The sequence below is a fragment of the Siculibacillus lacustris genome, from assembly GCF_004328075.1.
Taxonomy (GTDB): domain Bacteria; phylum Pseudomonadota; class Alphaproteobacteria; order Rhizobiales; family Ancalomicrobiaceae; genus Siculibacillus; species Siculibacillus lacustris.
Map to the genome: position 1 here is coordinate 59,528 of NZ_SJFN01000019.1, position 18,217 is coordinate 77,744.

General features: G+C 68.7%; 19 protein-coding genes. 9 read left to right on the plus strand and 10 right to left on the minus strand.

What is annotated here, in order from left to right:
• Positions 1-36 precede the first annotated feature (36 nt).
• Complete coding sequence (locus EYW49_RS13535; protein ID WP_131310119.1) at positions 37-951, minus strand: sugar kinase; 915 nt, start codon at positions 949-951, stop codon at positions 37-39.
• A 253-nt stretch (positions 952-1,204) separates the two neighbouring features.
• Between EYW49_RS13535 and EYW49_RS13540 the strand changes: the two genes are divergently transcribed.
• Positions 1,205-1,918, plus strand: coding sequence for a FadR/GntR family transcriptional regulator (locus EYW49_RS13540; protein ID WP_131310120.1), 714 nt, complete (start codon positions 1,205-1,207; stop codon positions 1,916-1,918).
• 25 nt (positions 1,919-1,943) lie between these two features.
• Here EYW49_RS13540 and EYW49_RS13545 read toward each other — a convergent pair whose 3' ends face one another.
• Positions 1,944-2,978, minus strand: a complete 1,035-nt coding sequence (locus EYW49_RS13545; RefSeq protein WP_131310121.1) for an adenosine deaminase — start codon at positions 2,976-2,978, stop codon at positions 1,944-1,946.
• Between the two features lie 258 nt (positions 2,979-3,236).
• Between EYW49_RS13545 and EYW49_RS13550 the strand changes: the two genes are divergently transcribed.
• From EYW49_RS13550 to EYW49_RS13580, 7 genes are all read left to right on the plus strand, one after another.
• Positions 3,237-3,872 carry an HAD-IA family hydrolase gene (locus EYW49_RS13550; protein WP_265937399.1) on the plus strand — a complete coding sequence of 212 codons (636 nt, stop codon included), beginning with the start codon at positions 3,237-3,239 and terminating at the stop codon, positions 3,870-3,872.
• Between the two features lie 12 nt (positions 3,873-3,884).
• Positions 3,885-4,841 (plus strand): sugar-binding transcriptional regulator, encoded by a 957-nt coding sequence (locus EYW49_RS13555; RefSeq protein WP_131310123.1) that lies wholly within the window; start codon positions 3,885-3,887, stop codon positions 4,839-4,841.
• 390 nt (positions 4,842-5,231) lie between these two features.
• Positions 5,232-6,545, plus strand: a complete 1,314-nt coding sequence (locus EYW49_RS13560; protein ID WP_228259605.1) for an ABC transporter substrate-binding protein — start codon at positions 5,232-5,234, stop codon at positions 6,543-6,545.
• Positions 6,546-6,751: 206 nt separating this feature from the next.
• Positions 6,752-7,624 (plus strand): carbohydrate ABC transporter permease, encoded by an 873-nt coding sequence (locus EYW49_RS13565; protein ID WP_131310125.1) that lies wholly within the window; start codon positions 6,752-6,754, stop codon positions 7,622-7,624.
• Positions 7,625-7,626: 2 nt separating this feature from the next.
• On the plus strand, positions 7,627-8,457 hold the full coding sequence (locus EYW49_RS13570) for a carbohydrate ABC transporter permease (protein ID WP_131310126.1): 831 nt from the start codon (positions 7,627-7,629) through the stop codon (positions 8,455-8,457).
• Between the two features lie 14 nt (positions 8,458-8,471).
• Positions 8,472-9,476 (plus strand): ABC transporter ATP-binding protein, encoded by a 1,005-nt coding sequence (locus EYW49_RS13575; RefSeq protein WP_131310127.1) that lies wholly within the window; start codon positions 8,472-8,474, stop codon positions 9,474-9,476.
• A 232-nt stretch (positions 9,477-9,708) separates the two neighbouring features.
• Positions 9,709-11,178 (plus strand): mannitol dehydrogenase family protein, encoded by a 1,470-nt coding sequence (locus tag EYW49_RS13580; RefSeq protein ID WP_131310128.1) that lies wholly within the window; start codon positions 9,709-9,711, stop codon positions 11,176-11,178.
• Positions 11,179-11,445: 267 nt separating this feature from the next.
• Here EYW49_RS13580 and EYW49_RS13585 read toward each other — a convergent pair whose 3' ends face one another.
• The gene (locus tag EYW49_RS13585) at positions 11,446-12,339 is read right to left on the minus strand and encodes a LysR family transcriptional regulator (protein ID WP_131310129.1); all 894 of its coding nucleotides are present in this window, start codon (positions 12,337-12,339) and stop codon (positions 11,446-11,448) included.
• A 128-nt stretch (positions 12,340-12,467) separates the two neighbouring features.
• Here EYW49_RS13585 and EYW49_RS13590 point away from each other — a divergent pair, with 128 nt between their 5' ends.
• The gene (locus tag EYW49_RS13590) at positions 12,468-13,454 is read left to right on the plus strand and encodes an NAD(P)H-binding protein (protein ID WP_131310130.1); all 987 of its coding nucleotides are present in this window, start codon (positions 12,468-12,470) and stop codon (positions 13,452-13,454) included.
• On the opposite strand, the gene EYW49_RS13595 is transcribed toward EYW49_RS13590, so the two are convergent.
• The 7 genes from EYW49_RS13595 to EYW49_RS13625 form a co-directional block, all read right to left on the minus strand.
• Positions 13,440-14,054 (minus strand): histidine phosphatase family protein, encoded by a 615-nt coding sequence (locus tag EYW49_RS13595; RefSeq protein WP_165498250.1) that lies wholly within the window; start codon positions 14,052-14,054, stop codon positions 13,440-13,442. The two genes, EYW49_RS13590 and EYW49_RS13595, sit on opposite strands and share 15 nt — an antisense overlap.
• Before the next feature lie 259 nt (positions 14,055-14,313).
• Positions 14,314-14,511, minus strand: coding sequence for a 4Fe-4S binding protein (locus EYW49_RS13600; RefSeq protein ID WP_131310132.1), 198 nt, complete (start codon positions 14,509-14,511; stop codon positions 14,314-14,316).
• 67 nt (positions 14,512-14,578) lie between these two features.
• On the minus strand, positions 14,579-15,688 hold the full coding sequence (locus tag EYW49_RS13605) for a hydrogenase large subunit (protein WP_131310133.1): 1,110 nt from the start codon (positions 15,686-15,688) through the stop codon (positions 14,579-14,581).
• Positions 15,685-16,296 (minus strand): NADH-quinone oxidoreductase subunit C, encoded by a 612-nt coding sequence (locus EYW49_RS13610; RefSeq protein ID WP_131310134.1) that lies wholly within the window; start codon positions 16,294-16,296, stop codon positions 15,685-15,687. The genes EYW49_RS13605 and EYW49_RS13610 overlap by 4 nt, the downstream gene beginning before the upstream one ends.
• On the minus strand, positions 16,293-16,796 hold the full coding sequence (locus EYW49_RS13615) for a 4Fe-4S binding protein (RefSeq protein WP_131310135.1): 504 nt from the start codon (positions 16,794-16,796) through the stop codon (positions 16,293-16,295). The genes EYW49_RS13610 and EYW49_RS13615 overlap by 4 nt, the downstream gene beginning before the upstream one ends.
• Before the next feature lie 13 nt (positions 16,797-16,809).
• Positions 16,810-17,247: an NADH-quinone oxidoreductase subunit B family protein gene (locus EYW49_RS13620; RefSeq protein WP_131310136.1), complete on the minus strand. Its 438-nt coding sequence runs from the start codon at positions 17,245-17,247 to the stop codon at positions 16,810-16,812.
• A gap of 10 nt (positions 17,248-17,257) precedes the next feature.
• Positions 17,258-18,217, minus strand: a complete 960-nt coding sequence (locus EYW49_RS13625) for a respiratory chain complex I subunit 1 family protein (protein ID WP_131310137.1) — start codon at positions 18,215-18,217, stop codon at positions 17,258-17,260.

The following is an 18,217-nucleotide window of genomic DNA, read 5'->3' on the forward strand; positions in this document are numbered from 1 at the left end:
TCTCCGTTCTCGTTTCTTCTCGTTCTCGGGCGAGGGCTAGACCGCGAAATCCGGCATGGCGGACCGCGGGATGATGGCGCCGGGGTGACGGATCACCGTGGCGGCGAGGCGGTGGCCGTCGCGGGCGGCGGCGTCGGGCGCGCCGCCGCGCAGGCGGGAGGCCAGATAGGCGGCGGCGAAACTGTCGCCGGCGGCGGTGGTGTCGACGACGTCGTCGACCCGTTCGGCGGCGACGCGGTACTGAGCGCCCTGGGCCCAGATCCGGCAATCGCCCTTGCCGCACTTCAACACCACTTCGGTGCGGTCGAAGTCGAGCCAGTCGCGCAGGGTGGCTTCCGCATCGGCGGTTCCGAACAGCAGCCCGAGGTCCTCGTCACCGGCCAGCACGATGTCGACGACGTCGGCGAGTTCGGAGAAGGCGGCCCGGGCGATCGACAGATCGGGCCAATTGCGGGGGCGGAAATTGGTGTCGAGCACGATCCGTACGCCGATGCGGCGGGCCTGTTTGAGCGCCGCGAACAGGCGCCACAGCCCAGCCTCGCCATAGAGCGACAGGGTGATGCCCGACAGGAACAGCACGTCGGTGTCGAGCAGCCAGCGCGTGGTCTCTTCGGCCTGGGCGGCGGTGAAGATGTCGCGGGCCGGTGAATCGGTGCGCCAGTAGAGGAAGCGGCGCTCGCCGTTGGGCGAGGTCTCGATCACGTACATGCCGGGCAGGCGGCGCGGCATGATCCGCACGGCGTCGGTCAGGACGCCCTCGGCGGTCCAGCGCTCGATCATCCGATCGGAATAGCGGTCGTCGCCGAGCGCTGTCACGAAGCGGGTCGGGAGGCCGAGGCGGGTCAGATAGATCGCGGTGTTGAGAACATCGCCGCCGAAGGAGAAACGGGCGTTGTCGGCATCGACGTGCCGGATCTCGACCATACATTCACCGAGAACGGCCACGCGCATCGTCTTCTCCCCGTCGACGGATCCCGGCGGATCCCGTTCGTTCGCGTCGGTGCCCGACGGCCGATGGCCGCCGAACGCGGTGTCGACGACCGCGAGGGCCGGGAGGGCGGCAGTGCCCGCGCAGCGGGCGTAAGCGCCGCGACGCCGCGCACCTCTCGGTCGGGGACGACGGCCGGACAGTGTCACGGCGCCCCGTACCTGTCAACCTAACAGATAGGTTGTGGGGTCGCGCGCTTCCTGCCACACTGGCGTCATGACCAACCTGGACCTCAAGCGCCTGGAGCATGGATCGCTGTCGCAGCGGGCGGCGGAGGCGTTGCTCAACTACATCCTGACCAATGATCTGAGGCCCGGCGCGTCGCTGCCGGCGGTGGCGACATTGGCGGAAAGCCTGGGTGTGAGCCGTCCGGTGGTGCGCGAATCGCTCAATGCGCTGCGGGCGCTGGGGATCATCGAGATCGCCAACGGCAAGAAGGCGACGATCCGCGATCTCGATTCCGGGGTGCTCCGGGTCTATTTCAGCCGGGCGATGCAGATCGTCGACGACTCGATGCGCGACGTCATGGACGTGCGGGTCGGCATCGAAATCCGCTCCGCGGCGCTCGCCGCGCGCCATCGCAGCGACGAAGACATCGCGCGCCTCGGCGACATAATGGCGCAGATGCGCGAAGGTCACGGCGGTGCGGCCGAGTTCAGCCTGCACGACACCGCCCTGCATCTGGCGATTTCGGAAGCGAGCGGCAACCGGCTGATCTTCCACATCGTCGAGTCGCTGCAGTCGGCGCTGCGCAACGCCTCCTACCACGGCGTGTTGGCGCTCGGCGATCGCGAGACCCTCGACGGCATCGTCGCCGAACACGCCCGTCTGGTCGCGGCGATCGTCCGCGGCGACGAAGAGGAGGCCGCCGCCCTGATGCGCGACCACCTCGCCGCGGCGATGAAGCGGATGGCCGAACGCATGGCGTGAGGGCCCCGCGCCCTCCCCTGCCCGTTCAGACCGGATCGAAGCCCGCCACGAAGGCGTCGTACTGGGCGTGCAGCGCGGCGCGGCCGGCGGCGTCGACGAAGGCGGCGTCGATGGCGTTCTTCGACAGGCGGATCGCCGCGTCGCGATCGAGGCCGAGGGCCTCGAAGGTCTCCAGCCAGTTCTGCCCGACGTAACCGCCGAAATAGGCCGGATCGTCGGAATTGATCGTCGCGGCGAGGCCGGCGTCGAGCATCCGGCCGAGCGGATGATCGGCGAGAGTGTCGACGACGCGCAGCTTGAGGTTCGACAGCGGGCAGACGGTCAGCGCCACCCGGCCGGCGGCGAGGCGGGCGGTCAGCACCGGATCCTCGAGGCTGCGCACCCCGTGGTCGATGCGTTCGGCACCGAGCACGTCGAGGGCCGAGGTCACGTAGGCCGGCGGCCCTTCCTCGCCGGCATGGGCGACGAGGCGCAGGCCGAGCGCCTGGGCGCGGGCGAAGACCCGGGCGAACTTCTCCGGCGGATGGCCGACCTCGCTGGAATCGAGGCCGACGCCGACGAACTTCTCGCGATGGGGCAGCGCCGCCTCGAGGGTGGCCAGCGCGTCGTCCTCGTCGAGATGGCGCAGGAAACACAGGATCAGCACCGACTCGATGCCGAGGGCGGCGCGGGCCGCGGCGCAGCCGGCGGTGAGCCCGCCGATCACCGTGGCCATGGCGACGCCACGGGCGGTGTGGGTCTGGGGATCGAAGAAGATCTCGGCGCGCACCACCCGATCGGCATGGGCGCGCTCGAGATAGGCGAAGACCATGTCGTGGAAGTCGTCGGCGGTCAGCAGCACCCCGGCCCCGGCGTAATAGACGTCGAGGAAGGACTGGAGATCGGTGAAGGCATAGGCCGCCCGCAGCGCCTCGACGTCGGCGTAGGGCAAGGCGACGCCGTTGCGCTTGGCGAGCGCAAAGATGGTCTCCGGCTCCAGCGTCCCCTCGACGTGGACATGCAGTTCGATCTTGGGCATTTCGGCGAGGAAGGCGGCGAGCGAGGGCGACAGGGTCGGCATGACGGCTCCACGACGTGAGGGGTCGACGAGCCGACAAGATAGGCGGTCGCGGCCGCCGCGGCGAGGCCGAATGCCGGTCTTCGCTCACGCGCTCGGCGCGCCGGAGGCGGGCCGCCTGCAGGGCGCCCTTGACCGCCTCGAGCAAATGCGCATCTCTTGGGCGGGCGCCACGGGCGCGCCAGACATCGGAAGCGATCGGTGGACCAGCCCTCACCCCTTCGGACGCCCCCGGCGGCCGGCCCGCGAAGATGGGATCTGGTGATCTTCGACTGCGACGGCGTCCTCGTCGACAGCGAAGTCTTGAGCCTCGACTGTCTCGGCGCGCATCTGGCGCGGATCGGCTGGACCATCGACGCCGCCGAGATCGCCGAGCGGTTCCTCGGGCGCAGCTTCGCGACGGTCGCCGAGGACTATCGCGACGCGACCGGGCGAGCGCTGCCCGACGATTTCGCGGCGACCTTCCACGCCGCTCTGCGCGAGCGTTTCGAGGCGGCGCTGCTGCCGATCGCCGACATCGACGCGGTGCTCGCGGGCCTCGCGGTCCCTTTCTGCCTCGCCTCGTCGAGCGCGCCCGAGCGGATCCGCCTGTCGCTGCGCCTGACCGGCCTCGACCGGCGCTTCGAAGGGCGGATCTTCGACGCCTCGATGGTGCGGCGGGGCAAGCCCTTTCCCGACCTCTTCCTCCATGCCGCCAAGGCGATGGCGACGCCGCCGGCGCGCTGCCTGGTGATCGAGGACAGTCCGAGCGGCATCGCCGCCGCCAAGGCCGCCGGCATGACCGCCTGGGGCTTCGTCGGCGGCAGCCATCACGCCCGTTTCGACGGCGCGGCCAGCCTCGAGGGCGCCGGCGCCGACCACATCCTCCACCGTATGATCGACTTCCCGCCCTTGTGAGCCGACCCGACCATGGCCTCCGATTCCGACAGTACCCGCCTCGACGATGCCGCCCGCGCCGGCTGGCTCTATTTCGTCGCCGGCAACACCCAGGAGGAAATCGCCCGGCGCCTCAAGGTGTCGCGCCAGACGGCGCAGCGGCTGGTGTCGCTGGCGCGCAGCGAGCGGCTGATCACCTTCCGGCTCGACCACCCGATCGCCGCCTGCATGGAACTGGCGCAGCGCATCGCCGCGACCTTCGGGCTGCAGTATTGCGACGTCGCCCCGACCGATCCGATCTCGACCGACATCGGGCTGGGGGTCGGCGAGGTCGCGGCGAGTTTCCTCGAGGGCTATCTGCGTTCCGAGACGCCGGTGCTGATCGCCTTCGGCACCGGACGGACGCTGCGCGCCGCGGTCGATCAGGTGGCGCGGATGAACTGCCCGCATCACCGACTGGTATCGCTGGTCGGCAACATCTCGCCGGAAGGCGCGGCGAGCTTCTTCGACGTGCTGGCGCGGATCGCCGATCTGACCCGGGCGCGGCACTATCCGATGCCCTTGCCGGTGTTCTCATCGTCGGTCGAGGAGCACGCCCTGCTGATCGATCTGACCTCGGTGCGGCGGATCCGGGCGCTCGCCGCCAAGGCCGATCTGGCGCTGGTGGGCATCGGCCAGATCGACATGACGGCGCAGATCCACCAGGACGGCTTCGTCTCCCACGACGAGCTGATCGCCCTGATGCGCCAAGGCGCGGTCGGCGAAATCGTCGGCTGGTCGTTCGACGCCCGCGGGCGGATCCTCGAGAGCGACGTCAATGCCCGGGTGACCAGCGTGCTGCCGGCGCCGCGGCCCGACGCCCTGGTGGTCGGGGTGGCGCGCGGGGCGATCAAGGTCGCGGCGATCCGTGCGGCGCTGATCGGCGGTCTGGTCAACGGCCTGATCACCGACGAAGAGACCGCGCGGGCGCTGCTCGCCGATCCGATCTGAGGCGACGGCGGCGATTTCATCGCGCTGCCGCCGTCGGGCCGACATGCGAGGACGCGGCCTCGGACGCGCCGACGCAAGGCCACTCGGCGGCATGCCCCGCGAAAATGCGAACACCCGCCCCGACCCCGAACGAACGCCCGCAAGCCTCGGCCCAATCAGGGGTATTCCCGATGCCGCGAGGTCGCCGCAGGAACACTTCAAGGCCCTCTGCAGACCCGAGCAACGGCCCTTCCATGCAGCGGAAGATACTCCGGGCCTTCGTCTGAGATCACCGATTTATTGCGCTGCAAGAACGAATCCGCATTGACACTTAGCCTCTCCGGATTGAGCATTCCATCAGCGACAGAGCAAATGCTCGCGCCAAGTCAAAAAATGTGGGAGACAACGGTCATGAAGGCTCTCTTAGGTGTGCTTCTCGGAGCGGCGTCGATGTTGGTGGTCGGTCCGGCACTGGCCGAGACCAAGCTGACGATCGCCACCGTCAACAACGGCGACATGATCCGCATGCAGGGTCTCACCGCCGACTTCACCGCCAAGAATCCCGACATCAAGCTCGAGTGGGTGACCCTCGAGGAGAACGCCCTGCGTCAGAAGGTGACCACCGACATCGCCACCAAGGGCGGCCAGTTCGACGTGCTGACCATCGGCACCTACGAAGTGCCGATCTGGGCCAAGAAGGGCTGGCTGGTGGCGCTCGACAAGCTCGGCGCCGACTATGACGTCGACGACCTGCTGCCGGCGATCCGCTCGGGCCTAACCACCGACGGCAAGTTGTTCGCCGCGCCGTTCTACGGCGAGAGCTCGATGGTGATGTATCGCACCGACCTGTTCGACAAGGCCGGGATCAAGATGCCCGACGCCCCGACCTGGACCTTCGTCGCCGACGCGGCGCGCAAGCTGACCGACAAGTCCAAGGAAATCTACGGCATCTGCCTGCGCGGCAAGGCCGGCTGGGGCGAGAACATGGCGTTCCTGACCGCCACCGCCAATTCCTTCGGCGCGCGCTGGTTCGACGAGAAGTGGGCGCCGCAGTTCGATCAGCCCGAGTGGAAGAAGACCCTGGAGTTCTACGTCAACCTGATGAAGGACGCCGGACCTCCGGGCGCCTCGTCGAACGGCTTCAACGAGAATTTGGCGCTGTTCAACTCCGGCAAGTGCGGCATGTGGATCGACGCCACCGTCGCCGCGTCCTTCGTGACCAACCCCAAGGAATCGAAGGTCGCCGACAAGGTCGGCTTCGCGCTCGCCCCCGACAACGGCCTCGGCAAGCGCGGCAACTGGCTGTGGGCGTGGAACCTGGCGATTCCCGCGGGCTCGCAGAAGGTCGATGCGGCGACCAAGTTCATCTCCTGGGCGACCAGCAAGAGCTATCTCGCGCTCGTCGCGTCCAAGGAGGGCTGGGCCAACGTGCCTCCGGGCACCCGCACCTCGCTCTACACCAACCCCGAGTACCAGAAGGCCGCGCCCTTCGCCAAGATGACGCTCGACTCGATCAACAGCGCCGACCCGAAGAAGCCGACCGTCAAGCCGGTGCCCTATGTCGGCGTGCAGTTCGTCGCCATCCCCGAGTTCCAGGGGCTCGCGACCACCGTCGGTCAGCAGTTCTCGGCGGCCCTGTCGGGCTCGACCTCGGTCGACGCGGCGCTGGCCTCGGCGCAGGCCACCGCGGTGCGCGAAATGACCCGGGCCGGCTACATCAAGTGAGCCCTGCCGCGGGGTGACCGCCGGCGTTCGGCGGTCACCGACGGCCCCGGCGGGTCACCCCGCCGTCGCCGCAGCCCGACGATCTGCGCCCTCGCGCCGTCTCCCGACGTCCTCCACGCCGGCCCACCTCCGCCTCCCGGGGGATCGCACCTGCCCCCCCCCGGGCGGCCTTTTTCACCGCGACGCCACTCGAGTGGAGGGTCCCCATGTCGACGCGCCAAACCCGGACCGCCGGACGCCTGCTGGTCGCGCCTTCGGTCGTCCTGCTGTTCGTCTGGATGATCGTGCCGCTGGTCATGACCCTCTATTTCTCGACCCTCAGGTACAGCCTGTTGGATCCGGGATCGGAGGTCTACGTCGGGCTCGAGAACTACCGCTACTTCCTGACCGACCCGGCGTTCTTCGCCTCGCTCGTCAACACCCTGGTCCTGGTCGGTTCGGTGCTGGCGATCAGCATCGTCGGCGGCATCTTCTTCGCGCTGCTGCTCGACCAGCCGGTGTGGGGCCTGCCGATCATCCGCCTGATGGTGATCGCGCCGTTCTTCGTGATGCCGACGGTGTCGGCGCTGATCTGGAAGAACCTGTTCATGCATCCGGTGTCGGGCCTGTTCGCCTGGATCGCCCGGTCGTTCGGCTTCACGCCGGTCGACTGGTTCGCCGAGATGCCGCTGTTCGCGATCATCGTCATCGTCGCCTGGCAGTGGCTGCCCTTCGCCACCCTGATCCTGCTCACCGCCCTGCAGTCGCTCGACGGCGAGCAGAAGGAGGCGGCGGAGATGGACGGGGCCGGGCCGGTGTCGACCTTCATCTGGATCGTGCTGCCCCATCTCGCCCGACCGATCACCGTGGTGATCCTGATCGAGACGATCTTCCTCCTGACCGTCTTCGCCGAGATCCTGGTGACCACCGGCGGCGGCCCCGGGCTCCAGACCACCAACATCGCCTTCCTGGTCTATGCCCAGGCGCTGCTCCAGTACGACGTCGGCGGCGCTTCGGCGGGCGGCATCGTCGCAGTGGTGTTGGCCAACATCGTCGCCTTCTTCCTGGTCCGCCTGATCGGCAAGAATCTGGAGGCCTGACAATGGCGCGCGAGCACACCAAGACCTATCGGGCGGGAATCTCCGTCATCGCCTGGGCGGCCTCGCTGACCCTGTTCTTCCCGATCCTGTGGATGGTGGTGACGTCGTTCAAGTCCGAACTCGACGCCTTCGCTTCGCCGCCGGTGTTCCTGTTCTTCGACTGGACGCTCGAGAACTATCACATCGTCCAGACCCGCAGCGACTACTTCCGGCATGCCTCGAACTCGGTGATCCTGTCCTGCGGCTCGACGCTGCTGGCGCTGCTGATCGCCATTCCGGCGGCCTGGGCGATGGCCTTCGCGCCGTCCAAGCGCACCAAGGACACGCTGCTGTGGATGCTGTCGACCAAGATGATGCCGCCGGTCGGCGTGCTGGTGCCGATCTACCTGCTCTATCGCGACACCGGCCTGCTCGACTCGCGGATGGGTCTGGTCGCCCTGCTGTGCCTCGGCAATCTGCCGATCGTGATCTGGATGCTGTTCACCTACTTCAAGGAGATCCCCAAGGACATCCTCGAAGCGGCGCGGATGGACGGCGCCACCACGCTCAAGGAGATCGTCTACGTGCTGGCGCCGATGGCGCTGCCGGGCATCGCCTCGACGCTGCTGCTCAACGTCATCCTGGCGTGGAACGAGGCGTTCTGGACGCTCAACCTGACGACCTCCAAGGCGGCGCCGTTGACGGTGTTCATCGCCGCCTATTCGAGCCCGGAAGGACTGTTCTGGGCCAAGCTCTCGGCGGCGTCGACGCTCGCCATCGCCCCCATCCTGGTGATCGGTTGGTTGAGCCAGCGGCAACTCGTGCGCGGCCTGACCTTCGGCGCCGTCAAGTGAACGGAGACTGACCCATGGGCAAGATCCAACTCCAGGGCGTCCGCAAGGTCTTCGGTCAGGTGACCGTGATCCCGGGCGTCGACCTGACCGTGGACGACGGCTCCTTCGTGGTGTTCGTCGGGCCCTCGGGCTGCGGCAAGTCCACGCTGCTGCGGCTGATCGCCGGGCTCGAGGACGTCAGCGGCGGCCATATCTTCATCGACGGTCGCGACGTCGCCGGCCTGCCGGCGGCCCAGCGCGGCCTGTCGATGGTGTTCCAGTCCTACGCGCTCTATCCGCACATGACGGTGCGCGGCAACATCGGCTTCGGCCTGAAGATGGCCGGAACGCCCAAGGCGGAGATCGCCCGCAAGGTCGAGGCCGCGGCGGCGACGCTGAATCTCACCCCCTATCTCGAGCGCAAGCCGGGGCAGCTCTCCGGCGGTCAGCGCCAGCGGGTGGCGATCGGCCGGGCGATCGTGCGCGAACCCAAGGCCTTCCTGTTCGACGAGCCGCTGTCCAACCTCGACGCGGCGCTCCGGGTGCAGATGCGCCTGGAGATCTCGCGGCTGCAGAAGGACCTCGGCACCACGGCGATCTACGTCACCCACGATCAGGTCGAGGCGATGACCATGGCCGACCGCATCGTGGTGCTCAATCAGGGCAACGTCGAACAGGTCGGCAGCCCGATCGAGCTCTACGAGCGGCCCAACAGCCTGTTCGTCGCCGGCTTCATCGGCAGCCCGCAGATGAACTTCCTCAAAGGGGCCTACGCCGCCGCCCACGGCGCGCCGACCATCGGGGTGCGCCCCGAGCACATGCGGGCGGCACGCGGCGGCGAAGGCTGGAAGGGCGTGGTGGCGGTCGCCGAACATCTCGGCTCCGACACCTTCCTTCACGTCGATCTCGCCGAGGGCGGCATCGTCACGGCGCGGGTGATCGGCGAACTCGGCCTCAGCGCCGGCGATGCGGTGGTGCTGTCGCCCGATCCGGCCCGGATCTACCGCTTCGATGCGGATGGAAAGGCGGTGGCGAAATGAAACTCGACACCAAGGTCGCGTTGGTCACCGGCGGCCGGCGGCGTCGGGCTGCCGACGCCGACTACGTCGTCGCTCAGACCCTGAACGTCGACGGCGGCAACTGGATGAGCTGAGCCTTCCCGGACGCTGCCGCCGGGTCTCCGGCGCCGGCGGTGCGGACCTCCCTTTCCGCGAAGACGCGACCCCGTGACGGAGCCGCGGGCGGCGCGGTCTACGCACGGAACCGAACGTCATGATCAAACTCGGCAACAGCACTCTCGCGGACCTGCCGGCCGGCGTCGCCCGTCCGACCTTCGACCGCGCCGCCGTCACCGTCGGCATCGTCCATTTCGGGGTCGGCGGGTTCCACCGCGCCCATCAGGCGATGTATCTCGACGATCTGATGAACCGCGGCGCGGCGCTCGATTGGGGCATCTGCGGGGTGGGCATCATGCCCGCCGACGTGCGGATGCGCGACGCGCTGAAGAGCCAGGACGGGCTCTACACGATGGTGGTCAAGCACCCCGACGGGCGTTACGACGCGCGGGTGATCGGCTCGATCGTCGACTACCACTACGCCCCCGACGATCCGGAATTGGTGATCGAACTGATGGCGGCGCCGTCGACGCGGATCGTGTCGCTGACCATCACCGAGGGCGGCTACAACTTCCATCACGTCACCGGCGATTTCCAACTCGACGAGCCGTCGATCGCCCACGATCTGGTGGCCAACGCCGTGCCGAAGACCGCCTTCGGCCTGATCGTCGAAGCCCTCGACCGACGCCGCCGGCGGCATTTGCCGCCGTTCACGGTGATGTCCTGCGACAACATCCAGGGCAACGGCGACGTCGCCGCCAAGATGTTCACCGCCTTCGCCGGCGCGCGCAACCGCAAGCTCGGCGCCTGGATCGCCGCCAACGTCGCCTTCCCCAATGCCATGGTCGACCGCATCACGCCGGTGACCACCGCCGAGGACATCGCCCAGGTGGCGGCGCGCTTCGGCATCGACGACGCCTGGCCGGTGGTGTGCGAGCCCTTCACCCAATGGGTGATCGAGGACCACTTCCCGCAGGGGCGCCCGGCCTTCGAGACGGTCGGCGCACAACTGGTCGCCGACGTGGTGCCCTACGAGCTGATGAAGTTGCGGCTGCTCAACGCCAGCCATCAGGCGCTGGCCTATTTCGGCTTTCTCGCCGGCCGCCGTTACGCCCACGAGGTGGCGAGCGATCCGCTGTTCGCCAAGTTTCTGCTCGACTACATGGAATTCGAGGCGACCCCGACGCTGTCGCCGGTACCCGGCGTCGATCTCGACCGCTATCGCCGCACCCTGATCGAGCGCTTCGCCAATCCGGAGGTGCGCGACACGCTCGCGCGCCTCTGTGCCGAGAGTTCCGACCGCATCCCGAAGTGGCTGTGCCCGGTGATCCGCTCGCAGCTCGCGTCGGGCGGCGCATTCCACCGCTCGGCTGCGGTGGTGGCGAGTTGGGCACGCTATGCCGAGGGCGTCGACGAGCAGGGCGCGCCGATCGAGGTGGTCGACCGGCTGAAGGATTCGCTGATGGCGATCGCCGCCCACAACCACGACAACCCGACGGCGTTCATCGAGAACCGCCCACTGTTCGGCGATCTCGTCGACGATCCCCGCTTCGTCGCGGCCTATGTCGAGGCGCTCGGCCGGCTGCACACCATCGGCGCGCTGGAGACGGTGCGGAGCTACGTGTGAGGGGATGGGGCGGCGTCGCCTGATCGGGTCGATGTCGCGCCCAGCCCCCCCTCCCTGTCCCTCCCCCTCGAGGGGGGAGGGGACGAAGTGGCACGTGCGATCGAACCGGAAGGATCGTGGTCTCGGCAGCGGCCGAAGAGCGGTCGCGGCCGTCGATGCCTCGCGAGGACCCTCGCCCCAGGGTCCCCTCCCCCCAGGAGGGGGAGGGACAGGGAGAGGGGGCTCGGCGTCGCCGGGACGCTCGCGCGAACCACCCCGCCCCTCCCCTCACCGATCGACGTGCCCCGCCAACCCCTCGGCCAATCCGTCGAACACCGCCCGCACCCGGGGCGTTCCGCGCAGGTTCTCGTGGATCACCAGCCAACAGTCGAGGCTCGGGGCGAACAGGTCCGGCAGGACCCGGACCAGCGCGGGATCGCGCGCGGCGATCGCCACCTGACAGGCGCCGATGCCGTAGCCGGCGCGGATCGCGGCGAGCTGCACCAGATCGGAATCGCTCCTCAGCGCGAAGTCGATCCGGGTGAGCTCGGGCATGCGCACCGCCAAGGCGCGGATCACCGCGGTCTGGCGGTCGAAGCCGATCACCGTGGCGGCCGCGAGCTCGGCGTAACTGGTCGGCGTGCCTTCGCGGGCGAGGTGGTCGCGATGGGCGAAGAGGCCGAGCCCGACCTGCCCCAACCGGCGGGCGACCAGCCCCTCCTGGCGCGGCGCCACCATGCGGACGGCGACGTCGGCCTCGCGGCGCAACAGATCTTCGACGCGGCTCGACGCCACGATTTCGAGATCGAGCCCGGGATGGCGCCGGCGGATCGCCGCCAGGATCGGCGGCAGCACCTCGACCGCCATCACCTCGGATGTGGCGATGCGCACCCGACCGGCGATCGCCCCGGCCTCGGCGGAAGCCGAGCGCCACAGCGCCGCGGCGCTCGCCGCTAGGCCTTCGGCCTCGGCACGGATCGCCGCGGCGGTCTCGGTCGGCACCAGTCCATGGGGCGAGCGCAGGAACAGGCGGCGGCCGATCGCCGCCTCGAGGGCATCGAGATGACGCCCGACCGTCGGTTGGGTCAGGCCGAGGGCGCGGGCGGCGCCCGACAGCGAACCCTCGTCGAGGAGCGCCAGGAAGGTGCGGTAGAGGTTCCAGTCGGGGCCGGTGCGGTTCATGGATTTCCGTATAACCGATCCACACATTCATGCAATTCCGTCGAACTGCGATCGGCGCGAGGATGGTCTCCACAGACGCGGCGCGACCGAGCCGAAGGGCCGGGACCCGCTTCGATAAGGAGGCAGAGATGACGGACACACGGCAGGCATTGGTGCTCGGAGCGACGGGCGGAATCGGCGGCGAAGTGGCGCGGCGGTTGGCGGCGCGCGGGTGGGCGGTCAAGGCGCTCCATCGCGAACCCGCCCGGGCAGCGCGGGCCGGCGACGGCTTCGACTGGGTGCAGGGCGACGCCACCAACCCGGCCGACGTGATCGGCGCGGCGGCGGGGACGTCGTTGATCGTCCATGCGGTCAACCCGCCGGGCTATCGCGACTGGGAGCGGCTGGTGGTGCCGATGGTCGACGCGACGATCGCCGCGGCGAAGGCCGCCGGCGCGCGCATCCTGCTGCCCGGCACGGTCTACAACTACGGCCCCGACGTGTTCGGCGCGCCGATCGGCGAGGACGCGCCTCAGACCCCGACCACCCGCAAGGGGGCGATCCGGGTCGAGATGGAGCGCCGCCTGGAACGCGCGGTCGAGGCCGGTACGCCGGTGCTGATCGTGCGGGCCGGCGACTTCTTCGGACCGCAGGCCGCCAACAACTGGTTCTCGCAAGGGCTGGTCAAGCCGGGTCGGCCGGTCACGACGATCACGCGGCCCGGCGCGCCGGGGATCGGCCATCAGTGGGCCTATCTGCCCGACGTCGCCGAGACCATGGTGCGGCTGGTCGAGCGGCCGCAAGGCCTCGCGCCTTTCGCGCGGTTCCACATGGAGGGCCATTGGGACGCCGACGGCGAGGCGATGATCGCGGCGATCGCCCGCGCGGTGGCGCCGGCGAAGCCGAAGATCTCGGCCTTCCCGTGGTGGCTGGTCGGACTGGCGCGGCCGGCGGTGGCGATCTTCCGCGAGTTGCACGAGATGCATTATCTCTGGAAAACGCCCGTCCGGCTCGACAATGCCGCGCTGGTGGCGGCACTCGGGGCCGAGCCGCGCACGCCGCTCGACACGGCGGTCGCGGCGACGCTCGCCGGGCTCGGCTGTCTCACGCCGGCGGCGCGGTCAGAAGCCGCGTGAGCCGGGCGGCAGATCGAGGAAGCGCACGGACGGTCCGTCGCGGGTCCATTCGACCAGGCTGACGCAGCCGGGGCGCTGGGCGATGCGGAAGATGTTCTCGAGCGGCATGCCGAGGACATGGGCGAGGATCACCCGGTTGACCCCGGCGTGGCCGGCGATGGCGACACGGGTGTCGGCGCCGGAGACGATGGTCTGCCACAGCGGCAGGACGCGGGCGGCGAGATCGGAGAAGCTCTCGCCCCCCGGCACCCGGTAATGGGCGAGGTCACGGCCGCGGGCGGCATATTCGTCGGGCCGGAAGACTTCGACGTCGCGGCGCGGCAGGCCTTCCCACTCGCCCATGTCGATCTCGCGCAGGCGTTGGGAGACGAAGATCGGGGTGCGGCGGCCGGTGGTCAGCAGTTCCGCGGTGCGCTTGGAGCGGCGCAGATCGGAGCAGAAGATCGCGTCGAGCGGCGGATAGTCGGCGAGAACCGTGGCGATCTCGCGGACCTGCGCCTCGCCCTCCTCGGTCATCGGCAGGTCGGTCCGGCCGAGGAACTGAGGCGCGCCATCCTCGACGATGAGGCCGTGACGGATCAAGAGTACGGAGCGGGACATCGATTTCCCCTGTCCAATCGACGTCGGGCCACCCGGTCCCGGCGCTGTCCGGGACACGTCGACCGAATCCCGTCGTGATCGTCGCACGCAGGGCCGCCGGACGCCACCGTCACGCGACCGCGGCGACGGGACGCAGACGTGCGCGAGCCTCGCACCGACGCCGAACGCCCCACGACCGCCGGCGAAACCCCACCGACGGGCGCGAGGACGAACGGAAGCAATCCGACGGCCGGGCGGGATCGCCGCCCGGCGCGTCCGATCAGGCGGCGAGCGGAACGCACGAGCCCGACGGGCAGACTTCGGCGCACTGCGGCGCATCGAAGTCGCCTTCGCACTCTTTGCACTTGGCGGCGTTGATCGTGTAGATCTTGCCCTTGTGAGTGATCGCCTTGTTGGGGCATTCGCTCTCACAGGAGCCGCAGGCGGTGCAGGTCTCGGTGTCGATCTTGTAGGCCATTCTTCTTCTCCCTGGGATTGTCGACCGGATGCGGAGCGCCGGGGCGGATCCGCGGCCGATCGGGGTGTCAGCGCTCCGTGCAGGAGACGCAAGGATCGATGCTGTTCACGATGATGGCGATGTCGGCGATCTTCTGGTCGGCGAGCATGTAGCGCAGCGCGTCCCAGTTCATGAAGGTCGGCACCCGCCACTTGACCCGTTCCGGCTCCGGGTTGTCGTTGGTCTTCAGGTAGTAGATCAGTTCGCCGCGCGGGGCCTCGCACTTGGCCACCGCCTGACCGCGGGGAATGTCCGGCCGATCGTGGAGATGGGTCGGACCGCCGGGCAGATCGCGCAGGCAGGCGCGGATCAGTTCGATCGCGGTGCGGGCTTCGGCCAGGCGGATCATGGCGCGCGACCAGACGTCGCCGTCGGTCAGCGTATGGACGACCATCGGCAGACGGTCGTAGGCGGCGTAGGGCGCGACCATGCGCACGTCGTAGTCGATGCCGGAGGCGCGGGCCACCGGGCCGACCACGCCGCAGGCCAGCGCGTCTTCGCGTTTGAGGATGCCGATCCCGCGGGTGCGGCCGAGGATCGAGCCGTTGGTGCGGTAGGTCGCGATGATCTCGTCGATCTCCGGCACCAGCTTGTCGAGGGCGCCGGAGAGATAGGCGGTGGTCTCGTCGTCGAGATCGTAGCGGACGCCGCCGATGCACACCGCGCCGAGGTCCATGCGGTTGCCGAACACCGATTCCTTGATGTCCTGGGCGACCTCGCGGACCTCCATGACGTGCATGAACAGGGTCTCGTAGCCGACCAGATGGGCGAGGATGGCGATGTTGAACAGGTTCGAGGCGATGCGCTTGATCTCGCCGGCGATCACCCGGAGGTAGAGGGCGCGCTCGGGCACCTCCAGTCCGGCGATCTGCTCGGCGGCCATCGCGAAGGTCTCGGGATGGCTGTTGGAGCACAGCGAGCAGATCCGCTCGGTGAGGATCACGTTCTGGTAGATGGTGCGCTTGGTGGTCAGATATTCGATGCCGCGATGGACGTGGCCGGCATTGATGTCGACGTTGGCGATGGTTTCGCCGCGGACGTCGATCTTGAAGTACATCGGCTCCTCGAGCGCGACGTGCAGCGGCCCGACGGGGATGGTGTAGGTCTCGGCGGTGGTGGTGTGGGTCACGTCGGTCATGCGGCACCGCCCTTCTTGTTCAGGATCTTCTCCCACAGGCCCTTGGTCGAGGCGGCGTTGACCAGCGTCGAGAAGGGAATGAGGCGTTCGAACACCGCGGCGTCGATGGTCGGATCGATGAACAGGCGGCGGGGATCGGGATGACTGCGCACCGTCAACGCGTAGAGCTCCATCATCTCCCGTTCGCTCCAGTCCGCGGTGCGGAACAAGGGCGTCAGGCTGTCGATCTCGCCCCCTTGCGACACGTGGGCGATCACCGTCACCGTGTCACCATCGAGGTCGAAATGGTATGCGAGTTCATACGAGGTTCCGTCGAGGACGGTGCCGCCGAAGCTGGCGCGCGGCCCCTCGTCGGCCTTGGCCTCTTCGCCCTCGGCGGGTTCTTCGGCCTCTTCCTCTTCCGGCGCCGGCGGCTGCGAGGCGCAGGTCATCGACAGGCGGGCGCCGAGCTCGTGCAGGACGGTGGCCACCGGCAGCAGCGCGTCCTTGTCGGCGAGCGCCACCCAGACGACCTTGGTGCCATGGACGTCGGCGGCTTCGGAATAGTCGATGCCACCGGGCGCCACGGCGGCGAGACGGCTCTCGAGATCCTCGGGAACTCTGGTCACGACTTGGCTCTCCGGGCTTTGAGGAACTTGGCGCGGCACTTCGGGCAGCGCCCGCGCAGATCGGCGACTTCTTCGGCGCTCATCGGCGGCTTGACGGCGGCGACCGACGGCGCGGTGTCGAGGGCGGTGGCGCCGCATTCGACGCAGACCTGATTGGGAATCAGGCCGCTCTCGACCATCGAATATTTCTCGGCCTGGGTGTGCGAGAGGTGCCAATCGGTGGTCTGATGGACCGACTTGGTCGGGCAGTAGAACTCGCAGTTGCCGCAGAACACGCAGGTGTCGTGCCAGCACGAGAAGCCGAGACCGTCGGCGGTCTTGGTGAAGCGGATCGCGCCGGCCGGGCAGACGCGTTCACAGATCTTGCAGCCCTCGCAGGACGGCGCGTCGAAGGCGATCTTGCCGCGGAAGCGCTTGGGCGTCACGGCCGGGCCGAAGGGGAAGGCCTCGGTCGAGGGACCGTTCCAGAGATTGCGGGCGAGCAGCGTCAGGAAATTCATCGGATCCGTCTCCTCACAGCTTCTCGCGCCAGATCTCGATGGCCTTGGCGATGCCTTCGATGATCGCCTGGGGACGCGGCGGACAGCCCGGAATGTTGACGTCGACCGGCAGGTACTGGTCGATCGGCGCGCAGACCGCATAGCTCTCGCGGAAGATGCCGCCGGAGATCGGGCAGACGCCGACCGCGACGGTGACCTTGGGTTCCGGGATCTCTTCCCACAGGCGCAGCACCGCGTCCTTGACGTGGGCGGTGAGCGGGCCGGTGATCAGCACGATGTCGGCGTGGCGCGGGCTGCCGCAGTATTGGCAGCCGAGACGCTCGACGTCGTAGCGCGGGATACAGGCGGTGGTGGCCAGTTCGACGTCGCAGCCGTTGCAGGATCCACCGTTGATCCGGTAGAGCCAGGGCGACTTCGTCGCGACCTTCTTGAGGTCGGAGATGATGTTCATGAGTGTCCCCTCAGACCACGACGACGACGGCGAGGCTCGCCGCGGCGAACAGCAACGGCCACTTCAGGAAGAAGGCGAAGGCCTGATCGATGCGCATGCGGCCGACCGAGACGCGGACCACGGTGACGCCGACCAGCATCAGCACCAGCATTTCGACCAGCCACACCGCCAGACCGAGCACCCCGCTCGGGGCGAGCGGCATGAACAGGGCGATGCCGAGGCCGAGCACCACCACCGCCTTGAGCGCCGACATGATCTTGAATAGGCCGAGGGCAGGACCGGAGTATTCGAGCAGCGGGCCTTCCAGGACCTCGGTCTCGGCCTCCGGGATGTCGAAGGGCACGATGCCGAGGTTGGCCGGATAGAAGAACACGAAGGCGGCGACCGCCGGCCACATCACCGGGTCGAACAGGAAGGCGCCGTGGACCTGCTGATGACGGACGATCTCGGTGAGCGAGAAGGAGATGACGTGGCCTTCGCTCCAGCCGGTGCGCAGAGCCACCGCCGCGACGACCAGCACCAGCGGGCCTTCGTAGGCGAGCATCAGGGCCATCTCGCGGGAGAAGCCGATGGCACCATAGGGCGAGCCGGAGGCGGAGCCGGCGACCATCAGGACGATGCCGGGAACCATCAGCAGATAGAGCAGGACCAGGAGATTGCCGAGCATCGGATCCGGCGAATAGACCCCGGAGATCGGCACCAGGGCGGCGGCGATCAGCATCGACACCACGCCGACCAGCGGCGCCCCGAGGAACACCGTTTCGCTCGCCGTGGTGCTCGGCACCATGGTGCGCTTGAAGCCGAGCTTCACCAGATCGAACAGCGGCTGCATCAGGGGCGGGCCGACGCGGCCCTGGAGACGGGCGGCGACGCGACGGTCGGCACCCTTCAGCGCCAGACCGAACAGCAGGGCGAAGAGACCGCCGGGGAACAGCAGCACGGCCGACAGGAGAGTCACTTGATTCGACAT

Excerpts from the sequence above, each read along its gene's own strand:
- EYW49_RS13590 (WP_131310130.1), top strand. The coding sequence starts at position 12,468 with ATGACGGACACACGGCAGGCATTGGTGCTCGGAGCGACGGGCGGAATC.
- EYW49_RS13565 (WP_131310125.1), top strand. The coding sequence starts at position 6,752 with ATGTCGACGCGCCAAACCCGGACCGCCGGACGCCTGCTGGTCGCGCCT.
- EYW49_RS13540 (WP_131310120.1), top strand. The coding sequence starts at position 1,205 with ATGACCAACCTGGACCTCAAGCGCCTGGAGCATGGATCGCTGTCGCAG.
- EYW49_RS13600 (WP_131310132.1), bottom strand. The coding sequence starts at position 14,511 with ATGGCCTACAAGATCGACACCGAGACCTGCACCGCCTGCGGCTCCTGT.
- EYW49_RS13580 (WP_131310128.1), top strand. The coding sequence starts at position 9,709 with ATGATCAAACTCGGCAACAGCACTCTCGCGGACCTGCCGGCCGGCGTC.
- EYW49_RS13615 (WP_131310135.1), bottom strand. The coding sequence starts at position 16,796 with ATGAATTTCCTGACGCTGCTCGCCCGCAATCTCTGGAACGGTCCCTCG.
- EYW49_RS13575 (WP_131310127.1), top strand. The coding sequence starts at position 8,472 with ATGGGCAAGATCCAACTCCAGGGCGTCCGCAAGGTCTTCGGTCAGGTG.
- EYW49_RS13570 (WP_131310126.1), top strand. The coding sequence starts at position 7,627 with ATGGCGCGCGAGCACACCAAGACCTATCGGGCGGGAATCTCCGTCATC.
- EYW49_RS13625 (WP_131310137.1), bottom strand. The coding sequence starts at position 18,217 with ATGTCGAATCAAGTGACTCTCCTGTCGGCCGTGCTGCTGTTCCCCGGC.
- EYW49_RS13595 (WP_165498250.1), bottom strand. The coding sequence starts at position 14,054 with ATGTCCCGCTCCGTACTCTTGATCCGTCACGGCCTCATCGTCGAGGAT.
- EYW49_RS13545 (WP_131310121.1), bottom strand. The coding sequence starts at position 2,978 with ATGCCGACCCTGTCGCCCTCGCTCGCCGCCTTCCTCGCCGAAATGCCC.
- EYW49_RS13560 (WP_228259605.1), top strand. The coding sequence starts at position 5,232 with ATGAAGGCTCTCTTAGGTGTGCTTCTCGGAGCGGCGTCGATGTTGGTG.
- EYW49_RS13605 (WP_131310133.1), bottom strand. The coding sequence starts at position 15,688 with ATGACCGACGTGACCCACACCACCACCGCCGAGACCTACACCATCCCC.
- EYW49_RS13620 (WP_131310136.1), bottom strand. The coding sequence starts at position 17,247 with ATGAACATCATCTCCGACCTCAAGAAGGTCGCGACGAAGTCGCCCTGG.
- EYW49_RS13555 (WP_131310123.1), top strand. The coding sequence starts at position 3,885 with ATGGCCTCCGATTCCGACAGTACCCGCCTCGACGATGCCGCCCGCGCC.
- EYW49_RS13585 (WP_131310129.1), bottom strand. The coding sequence starts at position 12,339 with ATGAACCGCACCGGCCCCGACTGGAACCTCTACCGCACCTTCCTGGCG.
- EYW49_RS13535 (WP_131310119.1), bottom strand. The coding sequence starts at position 951 with ATGCGCGTGGCCGTTCTCGGTGAATGTATGGTCGAGATCCGGCACGTC.